At 71.0% G+C, this 18,276-nt stretch carries 14 protein-coding genes; 4 read left to right on the top strand and 10 right to left on the bottom strand.

The features are described from left to right. The first annotated feature begins 86 nt into the window (after nt 1-86). Nucleotides 87-1,262 carry a T6SS phospholipase effector Tle1-like catalytic domain-containing protein gene (locus JS756_RS24095; RefSeq protein WP_205385270.1) on the top strand — a complete coding sequence of 392 codons (1,176 nt, stop codon included), beginning with the start codon at nt 87-89 and terminating at the stop codon, nt 1,260-1,262. 141 nt (nt 1,263-1,403) lie between these two features. Here the strand turns inward: JS756_RS24095 and JS756_RS24090 are convergent, their stop codons facing one another. After that, entirely contained in the window at nt 1,404-1,958 is a 555-nt protein-coding gene (locus JS756_RS24090; RefSeq protein WP_205385269.1) for a hypothetical protein, read from the bottom strand. A 124-nt stretch (nt 1,959-2,082) separates the two neighbouring features. Beyond that, on the bottom strand, nt 2,083-3,558 hold the full coding sequence (locus tag JS756_RS24085) for an MmgE/PrpD family protein (RefSeq protein WP_205385268.1): 1,476 nt from the start codon (nt 3,556-3,558) through the stop codon (nt 2,083-2,085). A 1,020-nt stretch (nt 3,559-4,578) separates the two neighbouring features. On the opposite strand from JS756_RS24085, the gene JS756_RS24080 reads away from it, so the two are divergent. Further along, entirely contained in the window at nt 4,579-4,806 is a 228-nt protein-coding gene (locus JS756_RS24080; protein WP_205385267.1) for a hypothetical protein, read from the top strand. 32 nt (nt 4,807-4,838) lie between these two features. On the opposite strand, the gene JS756_RS24075 is transcribed toward JS756_RS24080, so the two are convergent. From JS756_RS24075 to JS756_RS24060, 4 genes are all read right to left on the bottom strand, one after another. After that, nucleotides 4,839-5,108 carry a YrhB domain-containing protein gene (locus JS756_RS24075; protein WP_205385266.1) on the bottom strand — a complete coding sequence of 90 codons (270 nt, stop codon included), beginning with the start codon at nt 5,106-5,108 and terminating at the stop codon, nt 4,839-4,841. Between the two features lie 516 nt (nt 5,109-5,624). After that, the gene (locus tag JS756_RS24070; protein ID WP_205385265.1) at nt 5,625-6,002 is read right to left on the bottom strand and encodes a fic family toxin-antitoxin system, toxin component; all 378 of its coding nucleotides are present in this window, start codon (nt 6,000-6,002) and stop codon (nt 5,625-5,627) included. Then, nucleotides 6,002-6,241 (bottom strand): hypothetical protein, encoded by a 240-nt coding sequence (locus JS756_RS24065; protein ID WP_205385264.1) that lies wholly within the window; start codon nt 6,239-6,241, stop codon nt 6,002-6,004. Before JS756_RS24065 ends, JS756_RS24070 begins: the two co-directional genes overlap by 1 nt. A gap of 705 nt (nt 6,242-6,946) precedes the next feature. Continuing rightward, complete coding sequence (locus tag JS756_RS24060; protein ID WP_205385263.1) at nt 6,947-7,741, bottom strand: dienelactone hydrolase family protein; 795 nt, start codon at nt 7,739-7,741, stop codon at nt 6,947-6,949. A 127-nt stretch (nt 7,742-7,868) separates the two neighbouring features. Between JS756_RS24060 and JS756_RS24055 the strand changes: the two genes are divergently transcribed. Then, a complete protein-coding gene (locus JS756_RS24055) occupies nt 7,869-8,879 on the top strand; it encodes a GlxA family transcriptional regulator (RefSeq protein ID WP_205385262.1) in 1,011 nt (336 codons plus the stop codon). Between the two features lie 292 nt (nt 8,880-9,171). Here the strand turns inward: JS756_RS24055 and JS756_RS24050 are convergent, their stop codons facing one another. After that, nucleotides 9,172-11,181 (bottom strand): carbohydrate binding domain-containing protein, encoded by a 2,010-nt coding sequence (locus JS756_RS24050; protein ID WP_205385261.1) that lies wholly within the window; start codon nt 11,179-11,181, stop codon nt 9,172-9,174. A 1,002-nt stretch (nt 11,182-12,183) separates the two neighbouring features. Between JS756_RS24050 and JS756_RS24045 the strand changes: the two genes are divergently transcribed. Beyond that, nucleotides 12,184-13,122, top strand: a complete 939-nt coding sequence (locus JS756_RS24045; RefSeq protein WP_205385260.1) for a TauD/TfdA dioxygenase family protein — start codon at nt 12,184-12,186, stop codon at nt 13,120-13,122. A 141-nt stretch (nt 13,123-13,263) separates the two neighbouring features. Here JS756_RS24045 and JS756_RS24040 read toward each other — a convergent pair whose 3' ends face one another. The 3 genes from JS756_RS24040 to JS756_RS24030 are packed head-to-tail and all read right to left on the bottom strand — an operon-like array spanning nt 13,264 to nt 18,274. Continuing rightward, the gene (locus JS756_RS24040; protein ID WP_205385259.1) at nt 13,264-14,001 is read right to left on the bottom strand and encodes a thioesterase II family protein; all 738 of its coding nucleotides are present in this window, start codon (nt 13,999-14,001) and stop codon (nt 13,264-13,266) included. Continuing rightward, nucleotides 13,998-17,006 (bottom strand): type I polyketide synthase, encoded by a 3,009-nt coding sequence (locus tag JS756_RS24035; RefSeq protein WP_205385258.1) that lies wholly within the window; start codon nt 17,004-17,006, stop codon nt 13,998-14,000. The genes JS756_RS24040 and JS756_RS24035 overlap by 4 nt, the downstream gene beginning before the upstream one ends. Next, the gene (locus JS756_RS24030; protein ID WP_307790986.1) at nt 17,003-18,274 is read right to left on the bottom strand and encodes an MFS transporter; all 1,272 of its coding nucleotides are present in this window, start codon (nt 18,272-18,274) and stop codon (nt 17,003-17,005) included. The genes JS756_RS24035 and JS756_RS24030 overlap by 4 nt, the downstream gene beginning before the upstream one ends. Between the last annotated feature and the right edge of the window lie 2 nt (nt 18,275-18,276).

Raw genomic sequence — 18,276 nt, 5'->3', positions numbered from 1 at the left:
TTGATCGCATGGCGCGGCCGGGACGACGGTGCCAGCATGGTAAGGAGTGCTGTGTGCCGCTCCGAGCTCTGCGAGGAGGGATGGTCGTGGCCAAGCGTCTGGTCGTCTGTTGTGACGGCACATGGAACTTCGCCGACCAGCCGAGCAAGACCAACGTCGCCAAGGTCGCCCTGTCGGTGCGTCCGGGCGCGACCGCGGGGAAGGAGCAGCGGGTCTACTACCACAGTGGGGTGGGCACGCATCGGCGGGAGCGACTGCGCGGCGGGGCGTTCGGGGCGGGCCTGTCACGGAACATCATCGATGCCTACCGGTTCCTCGTGGCGACGTACGAGCCCGACGACGAAGTGTTCCTCTTCGGGTTCAGCCGCGGCGCGTTCACCGTTCGCAGCCTGGCGGGGCTCATCGACAACAGCGGGATTCTGCGCCGGGACCACGCCGACAGGATCCCGGAGGCGTGGGCGCTGTACCGGGACCGGATCGAGCAGCCCAACGGCGCGGCGGCCACGCTGTTCCGCCGCTCCTACGCGCGGGAGACGGAGATCCGGTTCATCGGGGTGTGGGACACGGTCGGTGCCCTCGGAATCCCGGTGCCGAAGGCCGCCTGGCTCCAGCCGGCTGTACACCGCTTCAACCGCCGCTGGGCGTTCCACAACCCTGCGCTGGGCGACGCGGTCGGTGCGGCCTTCCATGCTCTGGCCGTCGATGAGGAACGCTCGGCGTTCGTGCCGACCCTGTGGCATCAGCACCCTCACTCTGCCGAGCGCGGCCAGGTGCTGAAGCAGGTGTGGTTCGCCGGTGTGCACTCCGATGTCGGCGGTGGCTACGGGCAGACGGGGCTGTCGGACATCGCGCTGCTGTGGATGGTCGCTCAGGCCCGCCGCTACGGCTTGGAGTTCGACGAGGAAGTGCTCGGCACGGCCGGGCCGAAGGTGATGAAGCCCGAGGTGAGCACCGAGTTCCGGGTACGTCCGGATCCCTTGGGCACGCTGCACTCCTCCCGCAAGGGCGCATACCTGCTGTCCGAGGCGCTGCACCGGCCGATCGGAGCGGCCGCGAATGCCGAACACGAGCCCGACGGCAACGAATTCCTGGCAGTGCCCGCAAAGGAGCGCTTCGACCGGCACCCCGCCTATCGGCCGCGGAAGCTGACGGAGTACCTCGACCGGCAGGACCGGATTCGTCTGGAGCCCGTCCTGCTGCCGGGCCTGGCGGCCGGTCTGCCTCTCATGCCTTCCTCGGAGCACACCACCCCACCTCGGTGAGAGATCCGGGGTACTCAACTCCGCACGCTTCGGGGCGATGCGCTGCCGGAGGAGATCATGCAGGGCCGGAATGGCACCTCGCGGACGTGCAACTCCAGGGTCCGCTCCCTCACAGAGCTGTCTGTGAGGCCGACGGCATGCTCAGTTGGTGGCTCGTCGGGATTCCCGCGACCGGGCGAAGTCGGCGAGCGTGTGGAAATCGTCCTCGCGCAGACCGACACGCGGGTTGACGTGGTGCAGAAGCCCTGCCCCACGGTGGCGGACGGCCACGTACGCCTGATCCGGATCGCTCTGTTCGTCGTCCACCCAGGCGAAGGCACGGCCGTTGGCGTACTCCACCAAGGGGCCGGTCTTCCAGTGAACCCCGTCGGGGCGTTCTTGCATCAGGGCGTCACCGAAGTCGACGAAAGGGAGTTCGGGAAGGCCGAGCACCGGGGCGATCCACCGGTTGGCCTCGTCCATCCATGTGGTGGCCCAGCACAGGTCGTAGCCGAGTTCGAGCAGGGAGCGCCCGTGCTCCGGGTTGAGCCAGACCCGCAGGGGTCGGCGCCGGGCCGAGAGGACCCTGTGTTCGTCTCGGGAGAAGCTGTCCCGGGGCACTCTGAGCGTGGTGTAGCCGTCGGGACGCTTCTCCGGCTTGGCCGCATAGGGGTTGAGGGGACCGTCCACGTCGAGGAACAGCAGTGGCCGATTCACGATCTCCTCCTGTCTTGCTCGACGCCGGCTGCCCATCGGAAGCGTAGCCGCTGAGACGCGTGTGTTCAGCAGGCGCACACGCCGGGAAGCCGTGGGGCCCGGCGGGCGTCGCGATGGTCGGCGGTCAGGCACCCGACCCTACGGACGGCTGCAGCAGCGCGGTCAGTCCGCCGGTGGCGGGCAGCGTATCGAGGCCGAGAACGGTCTCCTCCAGGGCCTGGCTTCTCGCACGCTCGATCGACCGTCGGGTGAGGGCGCGGTACTTCTCGACGATCTCCGCGTTGCTGAGCCGGTTGTCGCCGACACCACGCGGCTGGACCACCACGGTCTCGTGCACCGTCCCGTCGCCGAGCGTCAGCCGTAGCCGCGTGGTCAACTGCTGCTCCAGACCGCCCTCGTCGTACACCGGATCGTGACGGATCTCGGTGCGCTCGATCAGCCGCCACACGTCCTCGCGGTCGGCGCGTTCCCTGGTGAACTGGTCGAACAATCCGGCCCCGTCGACGAGGACGACCGCCACCGCGTACGCGACGTTCATCTGCGCACCGATCGGCTCGAGGGGCCGGCTCGGCGTCCAGCCGCACTTCTCGTACATCCCCCGGGCGAGATCGATGCGGATGCCCGCGATGTTCTCGATGTCGTCAGGGGACAGCCGCAGTTCCTCGCGCAGTTGCAGCGCGGCGTCCATCGCCGCGTGCAGGCCCCCGCAGGCCGCGTAGGGCTTGACCGCGATGCGTTCCGTCTCCCAGATCTCGTCCAGCGTGCCGGCGATGAAGGACGGGTCGGGGTGCTGCCCCTGGCCGAAGACGGTGAGGAAGCCCCCGTACTCCCGCTCGAAGACCCGTTTGATCCCGGTGTACCCGGAGGCGGCGAGAACGGCGGCGACCAGGCCGTTGCGGGCCGCGAAGCCGTGATGCATGCGCTTGACCATGGACTCGAACTGGACGGCCATCAGGCCCCCCGCCTGGGTGCAGGCCATGCCAAGGGCATCCTCGAACCCGACGGCATCCAGGTGGTACAGCGTCCCCGCAGCCGCGGCGGCGGCGGGCGGGCCGAAGACGGTGCCGGAGTGCCATCCGTGGATCATGATGTCCGCTCCGTGCAGTGCCATGCCCACCCGGGGGCCGACCTCGTAGCCGAGGATCGCGCCGAGCAGGAACCGCGCGCCTGTCGTCTCCGGGCGGTGCGCGGTCGCGGCAAGCAGTGCGGGCAGGACGACGGCGTTGCTGTGCAACGGTCCGAGGGGATGGTAGTCGTCCAGCTCGAAGCCCTGGATGAAACCGGAGTTGAGCATCGCCGCGGTCAGCGGTCCGGTGGTGAGCCCTCCCCACCCGATGATCACGGAGTCGCCCGCGCCGTCGAGAGCTGCGAGGGCCTCCACGGCGATCCGGGAGGCCGGCAGTTTCGCGCCTACGAAGGCGCACGCGATCCCGTCCAGCAGCAGATGCTTGGCCCTTTCGCGCACCGCATCCGGTACGGCGTCGAGGGTGGTGGCGGCCAGCCAGTTCGCCAGCTTTCCGGTCGGCCCGTCCGGATCGGTCGGCCCGCCCCGGGAACCGGGGGTGGAGCCGTCGGCGGGGGAAGCGGGCTTGAGGGTCACGGGTAACGACCTCGTCTCGCAGGGCGGCCTGTGTTCTCGTGCACGGACGTGACGACGTGACGGACGCCTTCATTGTCGGAACATGGGCGGGGCCGAGCGGACGAGACGCTCCGTCGCGCTTGCCGGTTTCCCTCCCTCGGCCGCATCCGGGCAGGGTCGGAGGATGCTCCCTACGAACCGTGACCAAGGGGCCTGCCCTCGGAGCGGGCGGGTCAACGCCTCGACCGGCCCGTCGGCGACGGCCACAGGCGGACCCGGACGACGGGCGGTCACCTTGGTTCCTGAGCACGTTAGTTCGCTCCTGGCAGCGGCCTGCGGCCAGCTCCCGGGGATCAACCCACACCGTCGCTGGAATTGACGAGCTACCGACAATTGATCAATTTTGATCGTAAGCCGCCAAAGAGCGAAGAATCACCATATCGTCGGACTGCCGTTCTTTATGATTTCCTCCACCAAGCAGGGACATTCGAGGGAGGCTGCATGGCCATTGACCGGGGCACACTGAACAGGGCAGCACAGAACACGAATGTCCGGCTGTTGATGGTGCCGCCGGCCGTACGGAAAGCGGCCTGGACCGCCGGATCAGCGGCGCCTCCTTCTCCTTCGGTTCCATCGGCGAGCGCGGGCCGGATGCCGACCCAACTCCCACAGTCGGCGACTCTTCACCTCCCATGACCCCACCAGAGGACCGGTCGCCCACGCGATCACCGCTCGGACCACGGCGGTGATCGCCCGCCTCCGCACGACCGACGCGTCCGAGAGGCGGGCTGGAGGGGCCCCGGCTGCCGCGAGGTGACGCCGACGACCAGGCCCAGCCGGTGCCCAACCCCGACAACCCCGGTCCGGTCGAAGGCTCCTGTGCCCCGATCCAGCGCGGCGGGACGGTCAGGCCTGGACGGACACCAGGCCGCGGCCCCCAGCGACCCGGGGGCGAGTTCCACAGCCCCATGCGAGCACCGAACCGAACAACTGACCGACGGCCCGAGTCAAGTCGCAGAGCAATTCAACGCGAGGAAGAAAATGATTGGCCGCTACGTCAACGCCGCCTGCTATGCGATCACCGGAATGGTGATCCTGTTCCTCGAAGCTTCGCGGGGCTGGGATGCGAAGCTGACGCTCGCCGCGCTCGCGACACTTGCGTACGGGGGCTATGTCGGTCTGACGAGGGGGTCCTACTGGGTCAGCTCGTACACCTACGTCATTCCGGTTCTGGTGATCTGCTACGCGGTCTCGAACTTCGCCGACTAAAGGGCTGTCCCGCGACTGTGGTTTCGGGGCCGTCAGGGGTTCGGGTGCCTCCACAGATGTCGCTCCTCCAGAGTCCCGAACCGCACGTCTCCGCGTTCAAGGTCGACGAGGATGGGCCAGCAGTCCAACAGCTGCTCTCTCACATCACGCGAGGCGAGGTACTGCACAGAGTTGTAGGGCACGATCAGTAGCCCGTTGCTCTCACACACCTGCTCTGCGTCGATGGCGAGAGGCGGCTCGTCATCGCGCTGGCTGTGCGCGAGAAACGCCACCGCGAGTTGCAGGGCCTCGTTCTGCTCCATGAGTCGTCTCCAGTCCGTCGGCTCGAAGACGGCACCCTAACCTCGATCTTGCGGGACGGTCCGTCGGTTTTTCGGCGGGCCGTTTCGGTTGTTGGATCGGTAGTGGGCACGCTGACAGCCCGGGCTCTCGCGTCGGGTGGGCGCCGGGTTCCACGGGGCCGGCGGGGTGGTGCTCCTCACGGGGACGGGAACGTGCTGGTCAGCCAGGGTTCGGGAGGGCTTCGAGCCGCGCCAGGGCATCTGTTCCAGGATCAGCCGTCGACGGCCTCCTCGGACAGGTCGAATCGGAGCACCTTTCGTCGCGGCCCCTTCTCCGGAGCAGTGGCAGCGGTGTCGACCACGAGCAGGTGTCACGCAGTGCCGAGCCCGAGGCGGGCACCACGCCGGAACCGGCCGTGCCCGCGGCCGACGCACGACAGCACATGTCTGATCCGGCACCCCGGCCGCCCCACGCACCTGACCGAGGGCGGCCGGGGATGCCCCGGCACCGCACACGGCGTGCCGGGTCTGCGGCTCTCAGGTGGCGGTGGGCCAGGTCCGCAGCAGGGCGGCGATCTTCCCGGCGGTGCAGGCGGGGTCGAGCAGCAGGTCCTTGAGGGCGACGGCGTCCTCGCGAGCGGGTTTGACGGTGATCCCGGCGGCTTCGAGGTACATGACGCCGGACGCGGCGGCGACGGCCATGTTGGAGCGCTCCAGCCAGCGGCACCGGCCCAGGGTGTGCACGAGGGCGGCGGCTTTGGCGTAGGGGCCGTCGTAGACGGGCTGCTCGAACAACTCGGCCCGGTGGCGAGCGACCGCCGAGACCGGGACGCCGTAGTCGTCGGGGGCCGGATCATCGGCTCCGGCGGCCTCGGCGACCTGCAGGATCCAGGGAACGTCGATGTGCAGTTCCATCAGGCCGCGCGCGCTCCCCCAGGCTTCGGCTGGGCCTGTTCGGCCTCGTCGAAGACCGCCTGATGCTCGGCGAGGAAGCGGGCGGCAGCGTCCACCGCGCGGGCGCGCAGGCCGCTGGCGTCGTCCTGCACCAGTCGGGCGAGGTAGTCCCCGATGCTCAGTCCCAGGTCGGCGGCGCGTTTCTTCGCGAGTTCCGCCACGTCCTCGTCCACGCGTGCACCCAGCTGTGTCTTCGCCATGCCAGCATGGTAACAGTCGTTACCATCGTGTGGGGGCGGTGGCAGCAGAAGCTGCGGCCCCGCCCGCCCCGCCGGCGAGGGCGGTCGGCCGGTCTCTCATGACCGGCATCCGACGCACGGCGCGCGGGAAGCACCCGTTCCTCTGCCTGAACGGGGGGACCGGCCCTTCGACCGGCCTCACGGGGCTCGCGGAAGACGGCGGCCGAGCTGGTCACGTGGCGGACCGAGCGTCCCCGAACGCGGTCCACGGCCGACCCCGCTGCAAGGCGGGCCTCACACGCCCGATCCAGAGATCCGCCGGGTGACCTGGCCGGCGTCGGCGAGGTCACCCGCCCTGGGCACCATGCCGGTGGGCCGGACGCGCTGCAGACCAACGGCGTCGAGGGGCCGGCACCACCATGGTGCACAGGCCCTCGTCGCCCCCGGACGGCTCCGGCAGGCGGCAGATCCTCTCCCGGCTGCCACCACCCGCGAACTCCAGGAGTGAGGCCGAGTCGCGGGCGCCCGGCCGCGGTGGCGCAGCAGCCCGGCGAGCTCCACGACCTGGCCGAGGACAAATGATCGACATCCCGTGCCGTCGGAGTCCGGGTGACCTGGGCTACTCGCAGTCGCCTAGGGCGGCCACGAGCGGGACCGGCTCGACGACCGGTTCACACCGGGGAGCGGCGGGGCTCCGCCGCATTGCCGGGTGGCGAGTGCCAGGGCTCATTCCGACCGCTTCCCGAGTCGCTCGGCCAGGAAGGCGATGATCTCGTTCCGGGCCTGCACGGTGGGGTGACCGTCCTGGTCGACGAGGTGGGCCGTGACGACGCTGTGGGCGCAACCGACGACGTCACGGAAGAAGGACGGGGGGTTCGTATGCGCGGTCTCGCCTTTGAGCACGCGGCCGTCGAATGCGTCCCCGAGCAGGGCTCGGTAAGCAGCGAACCGCCGGCCCGTGCACCACCTGTCGCTGTCGAAGCGGTAGGCCAGCACCTTCAAACCGTCTCGCGCCACGCGCTCAGCCACGGCGGCGGCGTCCTCGTCGCTCATCTCCAGCCCGCCGGGGTCGTCCAGCGGAAGCGACGGATGATTGACCACCGGTGCGACGACAGCGGGTTCGAGCGCCATCGTCAAGGCGAAGTTGCCGGTGAAGCACAGGCCGACCGCGCCGACGCCGGGCCCGCCACGCTCGGCGTGTGCCAGGCGGGCGAGGCCACGCAGCCACGTGACGACCGGGCTGGTGCCTCCACCGGCGAAAGCTCGGAACTCGGCACTGACGCACGCGCGTCGAACGACGGTCTCGTGTGCCTCGGCTAGCGGATAGGCTCCGTCGACACCGAAGAGAGAAGGCAGGTACACGGAGAGTCCGGCATCGCGCACCCAACGCGCGAACCGGGCGACGTCGGGGCTGATACCCGGCATCTCGGGCATGAGGATGACTGCCGGTCCCGACCCGGCGACGTATACGGTCTTGTCGACGCCGTCGACGCTGACGACTCTCCGCCGGAAGTCGTCCAAGGGGTCGTCCTGTCCTCGCATGATGGTCATGACCGAGATGATGGTGAGCGGCCACCCTCCTGAGAATCGGCGGCATCGCCATGGTTCCGGGTGATACCGCCACCCGTCCACGACACAGGAGGGCCGCATGAGTCCACTGCGCATCGGCGTGCTGGCCTACCCCGGCTGCTTCGCCTCGGAGGTGTTCGGTGTCCCCGACCTCCTGTCGATGGCCAGGCATGTTGCCGCGGCGCAAGGGGCGGTTCAGCCGTCCTACGAGGTGTCGGTCGTCTCGCCCCGGCGGCGTGTGATCGCGTCCGGCGGCTCGGCCGTCGACGTCTCGGCGGTTCGCCCGGTGGACGTCCTGATCGTGCCGGGCTTCGAGCTTTCACCCGCGCTCGATCTCGACGCGACACTCGCAAGCCTGAGACCGGAAGTGGAGTCGATCCGATCGCAAGCGGCCTCGGGGACCGCTGTCGTATCGATCTGCGTGGGCACCTTCCTCCTGGCTGAAGCCGGTCTGCTCGGCGGGCGCGAGGCGACCACGTCCTGGTTGTTCGCGGATCGGTTCGCCCGCCGGTATGCCGACGTGCGACTCCGCTCGGAGAGTCTGGTCGTGACCGACGGAGGGGTGACGACCACGGCGGCTTTCAGCGCCATGTACGACTTCGCGCTGCAGTTCATCCGCGAGCACGACGGCCCCCGCGTCGCCCGCAGCACCGCGCGCATCGCGCTCGTCGACGACGCACGTTCCACGCAGGCTCCCTACGTCGACTCGGAGCTCGTACCCACGGCCGGCAAGGAGTTCTCGCTCAGCGTCAAGAGGTGGCTCGACCAGCACCTCGGTACTCGTTATGACCTACCTGGCCTTGCCCAGGAGTTCCACGTGAGCACGAGAACCATGCTCCGCCGCTTCGGCGACGAAACCGGCCGGACGCCACTCGCGTATCTGCAGTCGGCCCGGGTGCGTCGAGCCGGACACCTGTTGGAGACGACCGACAGAACCGTCGCGAGCATCGCCGCCGATGTCGGGTACCGCGACCCTGGGGCGTTCAGTGACATCTTCGTCAGACACACCGGCCGGCGGCCGAGGGAGTACCGCGCGACCTTTCGTCGTCGCCATGATCACGACGGGGCAGCCCGACGAACGGAGACGTGAGATCCGCCCGTGACAGCGGCATGCCGCCTCAACGCCGGTGAGCATGCACCCCCGCCGGCCTCGCACCCCCTGCAGGCCCTTGCCCGGCAGCCGGGCCGGTGCTGATCCGGTCCCGGCCTGCAGACGCCCTGCCGCGCTTCCAGACCGCGGTAGCCGCGACCGGCCCCTCGGGACCGATCCCTGTCGGCCGGGAGGGGCCTTCGTTTCCCCGCCGGCACGCACACCGTCGAGGTCGGGCGAGCGCCCGCCGCGCCATGGGACACGGCGGGCCGTGGTGCCGGCAGGGGCGGCGTCAGGTGCGCCAGGTGTCGTTGAGGGTGACCTTGCCGCTCGAGGGGACGGTTGCCGTGCGGTTGGCACCCGATTCCCAGGTGACGGTGCCGCCGCCGTCCTTGCGGATGTACTTGTACCGGAGGGAGGTGCCGGCCGGGAGGTCGACGTCGAGCTTCCAGACGGGGTAGGACGCGGAGGACATCAGCAGCGCCTTGGACGTGTCCCAACCACCGAGTGCGGCGACATCGCCCACGACGTAGAAGTTCTGGCCGTACACGGTGTCGGCGTTCACGGCGAACGATGCTCCGGTGGAGACGGGGTCGGTGGTGCCGCAGGGGTTGCCGGTGCCGACCACGCCGCCCTTGACGGTGATGTCGCCGGTGCCGAGCGCGTAGTTCCTGCTGCCGTTGTTGTCCCAGGTGCCGCTGCCGTTGTTGAACGTGGCCGCCAGGCCCGTGGCCGAACCGAGGTCGACGGCCTTCCTCACCCAGCCGGTGCAGGCGGAATCCATGCGGACGCCGGGAACGGTGGTCCAGTTGCCGCCGTTCGGGGAGTAGTGCAGGTAGTACGAGGACCAATTCTTGTCGGTGCTGTAGTAGACGGTCGCCGTGTTGTTACCGCCGGTGCCTCCCCCGCCGTCGCAGGGGGCTCCGACGTAGAGGGCCACGGCGTCGCCCGCACCGACGGTGGCGGAGAACCTGCCGTCGGACCCGACGTTGTAGGTGGTGCCGCTGTGCTGCACGTCGCAGTAGGTGCCGGCGGGCAGCGAGGTCTGGAAGGTCCGGCTGAGCGGGCCGCCCTCGTGGTTGACGGCCACATACCCCTTGGTGCCGCGGCCGAAGGCGATGGCGTTGTTGCCGTCGGACCACCAGTCGGTCACGCCGGTCCCGGAGACGGCGTTGCGGAAGCCGACCATGCTGGAGATCTGCGGCCAGGCGTGCTGGCACTTCCAGCCGTCGCTGTAGCAGGCGTTGACCTGACCGCCGTTCGGCGGGCCGGCGTCGTTGTCCGAGAACTCGTAGCCGGAGTAGACGTTGGGCGAGCCGTAGGGCCAGGCCAGCATGTAGACGTTGGCGAGGGTGTAGGTGTTGCCCCACTTGTAGCTGAGGGTGGAGCCGTTGCGCTCGGTGTCCCAGTTGTCGACGAAGGTGCGGGCCTGGGAACCGGGCAGGTAGCCCGCGCCCCACGACTCGCCCCACTGGCTGAGGTAGGAGATCTTCTCGGAGGAGAAGATCCGCTTGAGGTCGTAGGCGCCCTGGAACTCGTCGACGTCGCCGTTGCCGAGGTACTCGCTCGGCTGCACGGCCTCACCCGCACCGTAGATGGCCTCCTGAGCCCAGTAGATGTTCGGATTGCTGAGCTTGGACTTGATCGCGGCGAGGTCCGAGGCGGGGATGTGCTTGGCCGCGTCGATGCGGAAGCCGTCCACCCCCAGGGAAATGAGGTGGTTCATGTACCCGGCAATGGTGGAGCGGACATAGTCGCTGCCGGTGTCGAGGTCGGCCAGGCCGAGAAGCTCGCAGTTCTGGACGTTGGAGCGGTCGGCGTAGTTGTCGATCTGCGTACGGCAGGAGTGGAAGTCCCAGTCCTGGTAGTAGCCGGGGTAGTTGTACTTGCTGTAGCCGGTGCCGGCGGTGCCGGTGCCCGATCCGGCGGTCATGTGGTTGATCACCGCGTCGGCGACGACCTTCACGCCCGCGGTGTGGCAGGTGTGGACCATGTCGGCGAAGTCGGCTTCGTTGCCGAGACGATTCTGCAGCTTGTAGCCGACCGGCTGGTAGGCCGTCCACCACTGGCCGCCCTGGACGCTCTCCGTCGCGGGAGAGACTTCGACGTAGCCGTAACCGGCCGGGCCGAGCTGGTCGGTGCACGCCTTGGCCACGGACCTCCAATTCCACTGGAAGAGCGTTGCGGTGACATCCTTGCCGCCGGGCGGCGCGGCATGGGCCTGCTGCTGCGACGCCGCGGCGACCAGTCCTGCCGCCGCGACGACCGCGGCGACCATGCCATGGAGAACACGTGATCTCATGAGCGGCTCCTTGGTGCGCGGGGGCACTGGGGCACGGCCGTGTTTCCGGTCGGCGGCACACCAGGCCCCCGCGCGGATGTGGGGGTCGAACTCCGGATCCCGTCGGGGTTCGCGGAGGAGCCTCCCGCCAGTAGGCACGTGCGTCAACCATTTCGGCGAAATGTGTTTCCGAAACTTTCAGAGATGTTTTACAGCCGAAGTCTGCGGGGCGGATCGTCCCGACGTGCGCCGTGCGTGGTGAGCAGTCGCGGACACCATGGCGCCCAACTGAAGCTTGGCCAGGGCTGTATGGTGGCGTCGTTCGTCGCCGGCCGGCTCACGGCCGCCCTGGGGTGATCATCCCGTCGAGCACCGGCGCGGTCCCGATCGGCCTCGTCTCCTTCGGGCACATGAGCCTCCTGCGGAGCCTGTCACTGCAATTTCTTGCATCGGCCGGCGTCTACCGGATTCTCCGCGAGTGCACCCGCCCGGCCGGGCGGGCGAGCCGACGGGCGGGTGAACACCGCCTCCGAGACCGAGTCCCCGCCTGCTGGACCGATCCGCGGCGCACGACGGACCGGAGCGCTCTCCGGCACTCCGGCAGGGGCACACCAGAGCCGGACGGCCGACGGGAGACCGCCTTTGACACGGCATAGGGGCGACTTCCACAATGGCCGGCATGACCGAGCTCTGGTTCGACACGAGGGGACCGCTGCGCGTCCCGGACCGGACCGGGTGCGAGCGCTCCGGCCTGTAGCCGTCCCGCCCCGCTTCGGGTACCCGCCGCGTACCGCGCCCCGGACCTTGCCGGTACTCCCTGTCGTGTCCCGGCCGACCGGTCGGCCACCGTCCGATCGATGACGTCCGGGCCTGTCGTCTCGTCACGCGACCGCAGGGCGTCCGCCCCCTGTGCTCGGACACGTCAGCGACCTGTCCTCCCCGGAGCTCACCGGTATCCCACGCGCACATACCCCTGCCGGCCGCGTCAGCCGCCGGTGACACCCATGACGGAGAGGAACATCCATGAGCGTCATGAACGCCGGACCGCCCACCGCACTGCGCGAGGCGCGGGTACCGGAAGGAGGCATGTACGAGGGCGTACGCGTCCTGCGCCGGCTGCCCGAAGGGGCGCCGGAACAGCCGTACGACCTGTTCCGGCTGGTCCCGCTGGGGCGCACGATCGGCGCCGAGGTGCGCGGCATCGACCTGACCCGGTCGCTGCCGCCCGCCCTGCGCGCGGAGGTGAACCGCGCTCTGCTGGAGTGGAAGGTGCTGTTCTTCCGCGACCAGCACCTCACGTCGGAGCAGCAGCGCGGATTCGCCCGGCAATGGGGCGAGTTGGAGACCAACCCGCTGCTGGAGCGCGGGTCCAGCGAGGACGTCGTCCGATTCGACAAGGGCGGCGGTGCCGCACCGACCTTCGAGAACGTCTGGCACGCCGACGTCACCTTCCGCCGGCGGCCCGCCCTCGGAGCCGTCCTGCAACTGCGCCAGGTGCCTCCGGTCGGCGGTGACACGATGTGGGCCGACATGGCGGCGGCCTACGACAACCTCCCGCAGTCGGTGAAGGACCGCATCGACGGGGCCACAGCCGTGCACGACTTCATCCCGGGCTTCGCCCGCTTCTACCCGCCCGAGCGGCTCGCCCCGCTGCAGGACCGCTTCCCGCCCGTGGAGCACCCGGTGGTGCGCACCCACCCGGAGACCGGACGGCGGCTGCTGTTCGTCAACGCCTCCTTCACCACCCGGATCACCGGCATGGAGCGTGAGGAGAGCGACGCACTGCTGCGGTACCTGTTCCAGCAGGCGCACGTGCCGGAGTACCAGGTGCGCTTCCGCTGGCAGCCGGGGGACGTCGCGTTCTGGGACAACCGTGCCACCCAGCACTACGCGGTCAACGACTACGCGCCCCACGGCCGCGTGGCCGAGCGGGTCGCCATCGCGGGCGACCGTCCGTTCTGAACCGACGCCCCGTACCCACGCAGGCCCCTGAGACGGGCCGCCGGCCTCATGCCACGACGCCCCCTGGCCACGGGGACCAGGGGGGCGTGGAGAGGTCGGGCCGGTCGAAAGTCCCGGCCTCGCGGCGCTCGGGGCGCGGATTCAGCCGGCCAGCACGGCGGCGACCGCCGCCGGGTCGTCACGGAAGTAGAAGTGACCGCCGGGGAAGGCGTGTCGTCGTACCGTCGCGGCGCCGTGCCGGTCCCATGCGTCGAGTTGGTCCGGGGTGACGCCGTCGGCCTCACCGCCGAGGACGACGAGCGGCACCGGGAGCGGCCCGGACTCCCGGTGCCGGTAGCTCTCCAACAGGGCGAAGTCGGCACGGAACGCGGGCAGCAGGAAGGCCAGCAGGTCGGGGTCGGCGGCCACCTGGGATGGGATGCCGCCGTAGCGCTCGTCGAGGACCGCGACCAGTTCCTCGTCCGGCAGGCCGGACAGCCGAGCCTCGTGGCGCGGCAGGTGGGGGGCCGGGAACGCCGAGACGACGAGCCGTTCGGGCAGCGGCCTTCCGCGGGCGGCCAGTTCGCGCGTCACCTCGTAGGCGAGGAGCGCGCCGAGGCTGTGTCCGAACAGGTCGTAGGGGGCGACGAACTCCGTCTCCGCGAGCACGGCACGCACCACGGCGTCCAGGTCGGTCAGGGGCGGTTCGGCGGCCCGGCTGCCGCGTCCCGGCAGGCAGACGCCGTAGATCTGGGTGCCGGGGAGGTACTGGCCCCAACTGACGTACTCACCGGGGAGCCCGCCGGAGTGGGGAAAGCAGTACAGATGACGCTCGGGGGTCGTCGTGGGGGGACGGCCGTTCAACCAGGGGTTGCGCCGGGTGGGAGGGGACGTGGTCATGAGGCGGGGTTCTCCTTGGCCTGGGTGGGAGCGCCGGCCCGGCGCTCCTCGATGAGCGCGGCGAACGCCGACGGGGTCTGGAAGCGCAGGACGTCCGAGGCCTTGACGGTGACGCGGAAGGTGGAGCCGGCCCAGGCGGCGAGCTTGGTGGCGGTCAGCGAGTCGCCGCCGAGGTCGAACAGGCCGTCCCGCGGGTCGATGTCCGGGTAGCCGAGCGCCTGTCCGAAGGCCGTGAGCACGGCCTGCAGGACGGGCGGGCCCTCCGGTGCGGGAACACCGGGCGGTGCGGCGGCCTCCGTCGGCAGGGCGGACGCCGGCTCGGCGGTCGTGGCCGAGGCTGCCGCCGAGGGCGCGGGCGCCGCCGCGGCGGGCGTCGCCGGGACCGGTGGCGGCACGAGGTGGCGGCGGCGTTCGAACGGGTAGGTCGGCAGCGCGATCCGGCGCCGGGGTCCGTCGCCCTGGAGGGCGGCGAAGTCGGGGTGCGCCCCGCGGGCCCACATCTCGCCGACGCCCGCCAGCAGCACCGCCGTCTCCGACGCCTCCTCGGCCGGGTGCGGGGCGAGGCGTACCACGGCCTGCTTGCTGTCGTAGGCGGCGTGCTGGCGGGTCAGCGTGGCCAGGGTCCGGCCCGGGCCCACGTCGACGAGGACGCGGTCCGGGTCGCCGAACAGGGTGTCCAGCGCCTCGCCGAACCGGACGGGTTCACGCATGTGCCGCACCCAGTACCGCGAGGTGCGCACGGCCTCCTGGTCGGCCCAGGCGCCGGTGGTGTCCGAGAGCACCGGCAGGGTCGGCCGTTCGCGCGGCAGCGCCTCCACGGCCTCGGCGAAGACGCGGGTGACGGGGTCGACCAGGGGTGAGTGGCCCGCGGTGGCGATGCGCAGCACCCGTGCCTCCGACCCGCGATCGGTCAGCACCTGCACGAAGCGCGCCACGGAGGCGGCCGGTCCGGTGACGGTGCACTGTCCGGGGCCGTTGACCGCGCCGACGGTGAGGTCGGCGGGCAGCAGCCCGAGCACCTCCTCCTCGGGCAGACGCACCGCGGCCATCGCGCCGGCGGGCACGGTGCCGAGGAGGCGTCCCCGTTCGGCGACCAGCCGGGCGGCGTCCGCCGGTGCGAACACGCCGGCCGCGCAGGCCGCGGCGTACGCGCCGAGGCTGTGTCCGGTGACGGCAGTCGGCCGCAGGCCCCAGGAGTCCAGCAGGCGGGTGGTGGCGTACTGCACGGCGAACACCGCCGGCTGGCCGACCTCCATGGTCGCCAGCCGCTCGGCCGCTCCCGCTCGTTCGGCGTCCGTGCGAGGGTAGAGGACGTCGCGCAGGTCCACGCCGAGCGAACCGGTGACGGCGTCGGCCAGTTCGTCCAGAGAACGGCGGAACGCGGGCTCGCCGTCGTACAGTCCGGCCGCCATGCCGACGTGCTGACCGCCCTGGCCCGGGTACATGAAGACCAGTTCGGCGTCGGAGAGCGCTCCCGCCACGCAGGTGGTGGCGCGGCCCCGCAGCGCGGACACCGCGTCCTGCGTGCCGGACGCCACCACGAACCTGCGGTGGGCGTGGTGCGTGCGGCCGTCCTGAAGGGTCCAGGCCGCGTCGCCCAGGTGCGTCCCCGGGTGCGCGGCGAGATGGTCGGCCAGGCAGTCCGCGGCGGCCTCGGCGGCAGCCGGGGTCCTGCCGGAGACGAGCAGCAACCGGTGGCGGGTGGAGGGTGCGGACTCCTCGCGGTGCGGGGCCTGTTCGAGGACGACGTGGGCGTTGGTCCCGCCGACGCCGACCGCGTTGACGCCGGCGATCCGATGTCCGTCCGTCGGCCAGGCGCGGGTGGTGCCGCTGACCTCGAAGGAGGAGGTGGTGAAGTCGACGGCCGGGTTGGGCCGCCGGTAGTGGAGGGTCGCCGGGACGACGCCGTGCTCGACGCTGAGGACGGTCTTGATGAAGCCGGTCACGCCCGCCGCTGCGTCGGCGTGCCCGATGTTGGTCTTCACCGAGCCGATGAGGCAGGGGGCCTGCCGGCCCTCACCGGAGCCGAAGGCGCGGGTGAGCGCGGCCACCTCGATGGGGTCGCCGAGCGCGGTGCCCGTGCCGTGGGCCTCCACGTAGCCGACCTCGCGGGGGTCGATGCCGGCGACCTCGTGGGCGGTGCGGACCACTTCGGCCTGGCCCACGACGCTCGGTGCGGTGAAGCCCGCCTTGTGACGGCCGTCGTTGTTGACGGCCGAGCCGCGGATCACCGCGTGGACGTGGTCACCGTCCGCGAGGGCGTCAGCCAGGGGCCGCAGGACCACCACACCGACCGCGCTGGCGGCGACCGTGCCGTCGCTGTCGGCGTCGAAGGCGCGGCAGTGGCCGTCGGCCGCGACGATGCCGCCGGGCGTGTAGCGCATGGCGGGCACATGGGGCGCGACGGTGGCGCCGCCGGCGAGGGCCAGGTCGCACTCGCCGTTCAGCAGTGCCTGCACGGCGAGGTGGACGGCGACCAGGGAGGTGGAGCAGGCGGTCTGCACGGTCATCGCGGGACCGGTCAGGTCGAGGTGGTAGGCGATGCGGGTGGCGGCGAAGTCGGGGGCGGTGGCCTGGCGCAGGCGCCATTCGTCGAGGAACGGCATCTCGTCGCTGCGGGCGCGGACGGCTTCCGCGTAGCCGTTGCCGCCCGCTCCGACGTACACGCCGGTCACGGGGCGGTCCACGCCGCCGTGCCCGGCCCGTTCGAGGGCCTCGTGGGCGCACTCCAGCAGCAGCCGCTGCTGCGGGTCGGTGATCAGCGCGTCGTGGGCCGACAGTCCGAAGTAGGCCGCGTCGAAGTCGCCGGCGTCTTCCAGGACGCCGTAGGCGGGGACGAAGTCGGGGTGGGCGGGGTCGGCGCGGTCGGGGAGCACGGTGACCGTCTCCCGGGCTGCGAGCAGGTTCTCCCAGAAGCGCTCCACGTCCGGAGCACCGGGGAACCGGCCGGCCATGCCCACCACCGCGACGAGGTGGTCCTGGTCTTCCTGTGTGTCGTGCGTCATCGAGAGTCCTTCACCGGGTGTGCGGGGGCGGAGACGGGGGCGGCCGCGGCGCCCTGGGTGCCCAGGGCGCCGATGACGAACAGGACGGCGGCGAGGGCCTGGAGGGCGGCCACCCCCCAGAAGGCGGGGGTGATCCCGGCCTTCTGGGCGACCGTGCCGGACAGGACCCAGCCCACCGTGCCGCCCATGAGCGCCAGGGCCGTCGCGACGGTGAGCGCCTCGGGCCGCCGGTCCTCGGGGATACGCAGGACGCGGACGGTGGCGACCGGCGCGGAGGAGACGCCGTTGAGCAGGCCGGCGAGGAGCAGCAGGCATACCAGACCCGGCAGTCCGAGGTGCAGCGGGAGCGCGACGAACGCGACGCCGAGCCCCACCCGCCCGGCGAGGGCGAGGGTGCGGGCGGGCACCCGGCGCATGAGCCGTCCGGCCAGGAGGGTGCCGGTCAGGGCCCCGCCGCCGAACGCGGTCAGCAGCCCGCCGGCCACGACGGACGAACCGCCCTCGCGGGTCACGGCGATCACCGGGAACAGCGCGAACAGTGCCTGCCAGGCCATCTCCCCGAGCGCCAGGCCCGTGGACCAGCTGCTCAGCAGCCGGTCCTTCAGCAGAAGGCGCAGCGCGGCCACCGGGGAGCGGCGGGGTACCGGCCCCCGCGACGGAGTGTGCGGCAGGAGCCGGCTCAGCAGCAGCGCCGAGGCGGCGAACGACACCGCGTCCACGAGGAGCACGGTGGGGGCGCCGAACAGGGCGATGAGGAGGCCGCCGAGCGTGGGGCCCAGCAGGACGCTGAGCCGGGTCGCGCTCTGCAGGGCGGCGTTGGCCCGGCCGAGGAGTCGTTCGTCCTCGCCGACGATGCCCGGCAGGATGGCCTGCTGGCTCGCCAGGTACGGCGCGTAGAACGCGCCGATGGCGAACATGACGACCACGAAGGTGGCCGTGTTCAGGCAGTGGAGGTAGTACAGGACGGGGAGCAGCGCCACGAGCGGGCCGCGGACGGTGTCCCCGATGAGCATGATCCGCCGGGGCCCGATCCGGCCGGTCCAGGAGGCGCCGAAGAAGCCGAACACCGCGACCGCGGCGAGCTGGGCCGCCATGACCAGGCCCATGTCACCGGCGGAGCCGGTGAGCTGGAGCACCAGCCAGGGCATGGCGACGGCGCTGAGTTGGGTTCCGAGCATGGAGGTGGTCTCGGCGACGAGGAGCACGCGCAGGGTGGGGTGGCTCCAGACCCCGGGCGGGGATCCGGCCGGAGTGGTTCCGGTGGTCACGG

It is taken from the genome of Streptomyces actuosus (assembly GCF_016921115.1).
In the GTDB taxonomy this organism is placed as follows: domain Bacteria; phylum Actinomycetota; class Actinomycetes; order Streptomycetales; family Streptomycetaceae; genus Streptomyces; species Streptomyces actuosus_A.
The sequence above is the reverse complement of the archived record's forward strand: the minus strand, read 5'-3'. Positions and strand labels throughout refer to the sequence as shown.

Coding starts and splice junctions, on each gene's coding strand:
- JS756_RS24040 (WP_205385259.1), bottom strand. CDS start 14,001: ATGACCACGTCCCCTCCCACCCGGCGCAACCCCTGGTTGAACGGCCGT.
- JS756_RS24050 (WP_205385261.1), bottom strand. CDS start 11,181: ATGAGATCACGTGTTCTCCATGGCATGGTCGCCGCGGTCGTCGCGGCG.
- JS756_RS24080 (WP_205385267.1), top strand. CDS start 4,579: ATGATTGGCCGCTACGTCAACGCCGCCTGCTATGCGATCACCGGAATG.
- JS756_RS24045 (WP_205385260.1), top strand. CDS start 12,184: ATGAGCGTCATGAACGCCGGACCGCCCACCGCACTGCGCGAGGCGCGG.
- JS756_RS24035 (WP_205385258.1), bottom strand. CDS start 17,006: ATGACGCACGACACACAGGAAGACCAGGACCACCTCGTCGCGGTGGTG.
- JS756_RS24070 (WP_205385265.1), bottom strand. CDS start 6,002: ATGGAACTGCACATCGACGTTCCCTGGATCCTGCAGGTCGCCGAGGCC.
- JS756_RS24055 (WP_205385262.1), top strand. CDS start 7,869: ATGAGTCCACTGCGCATCGGCGTGCTGGCCTACCCCGGCTGCTTCGCC.
- JS756_RS24075 (WP_205385266.1), bottom strand. CDS start 5,108: ATGGAGCAGAACGAGGCCCTGCAACTCGCGGTGGCGTTTCTCGCGCAC.
- JS756_RS24065 (WP_205385264.1), bottom strand. CDS start 6,241: ATGGCGAAGACACAGCTGGGTGCACGCGTGGACGAGGACGTGGCGGAA.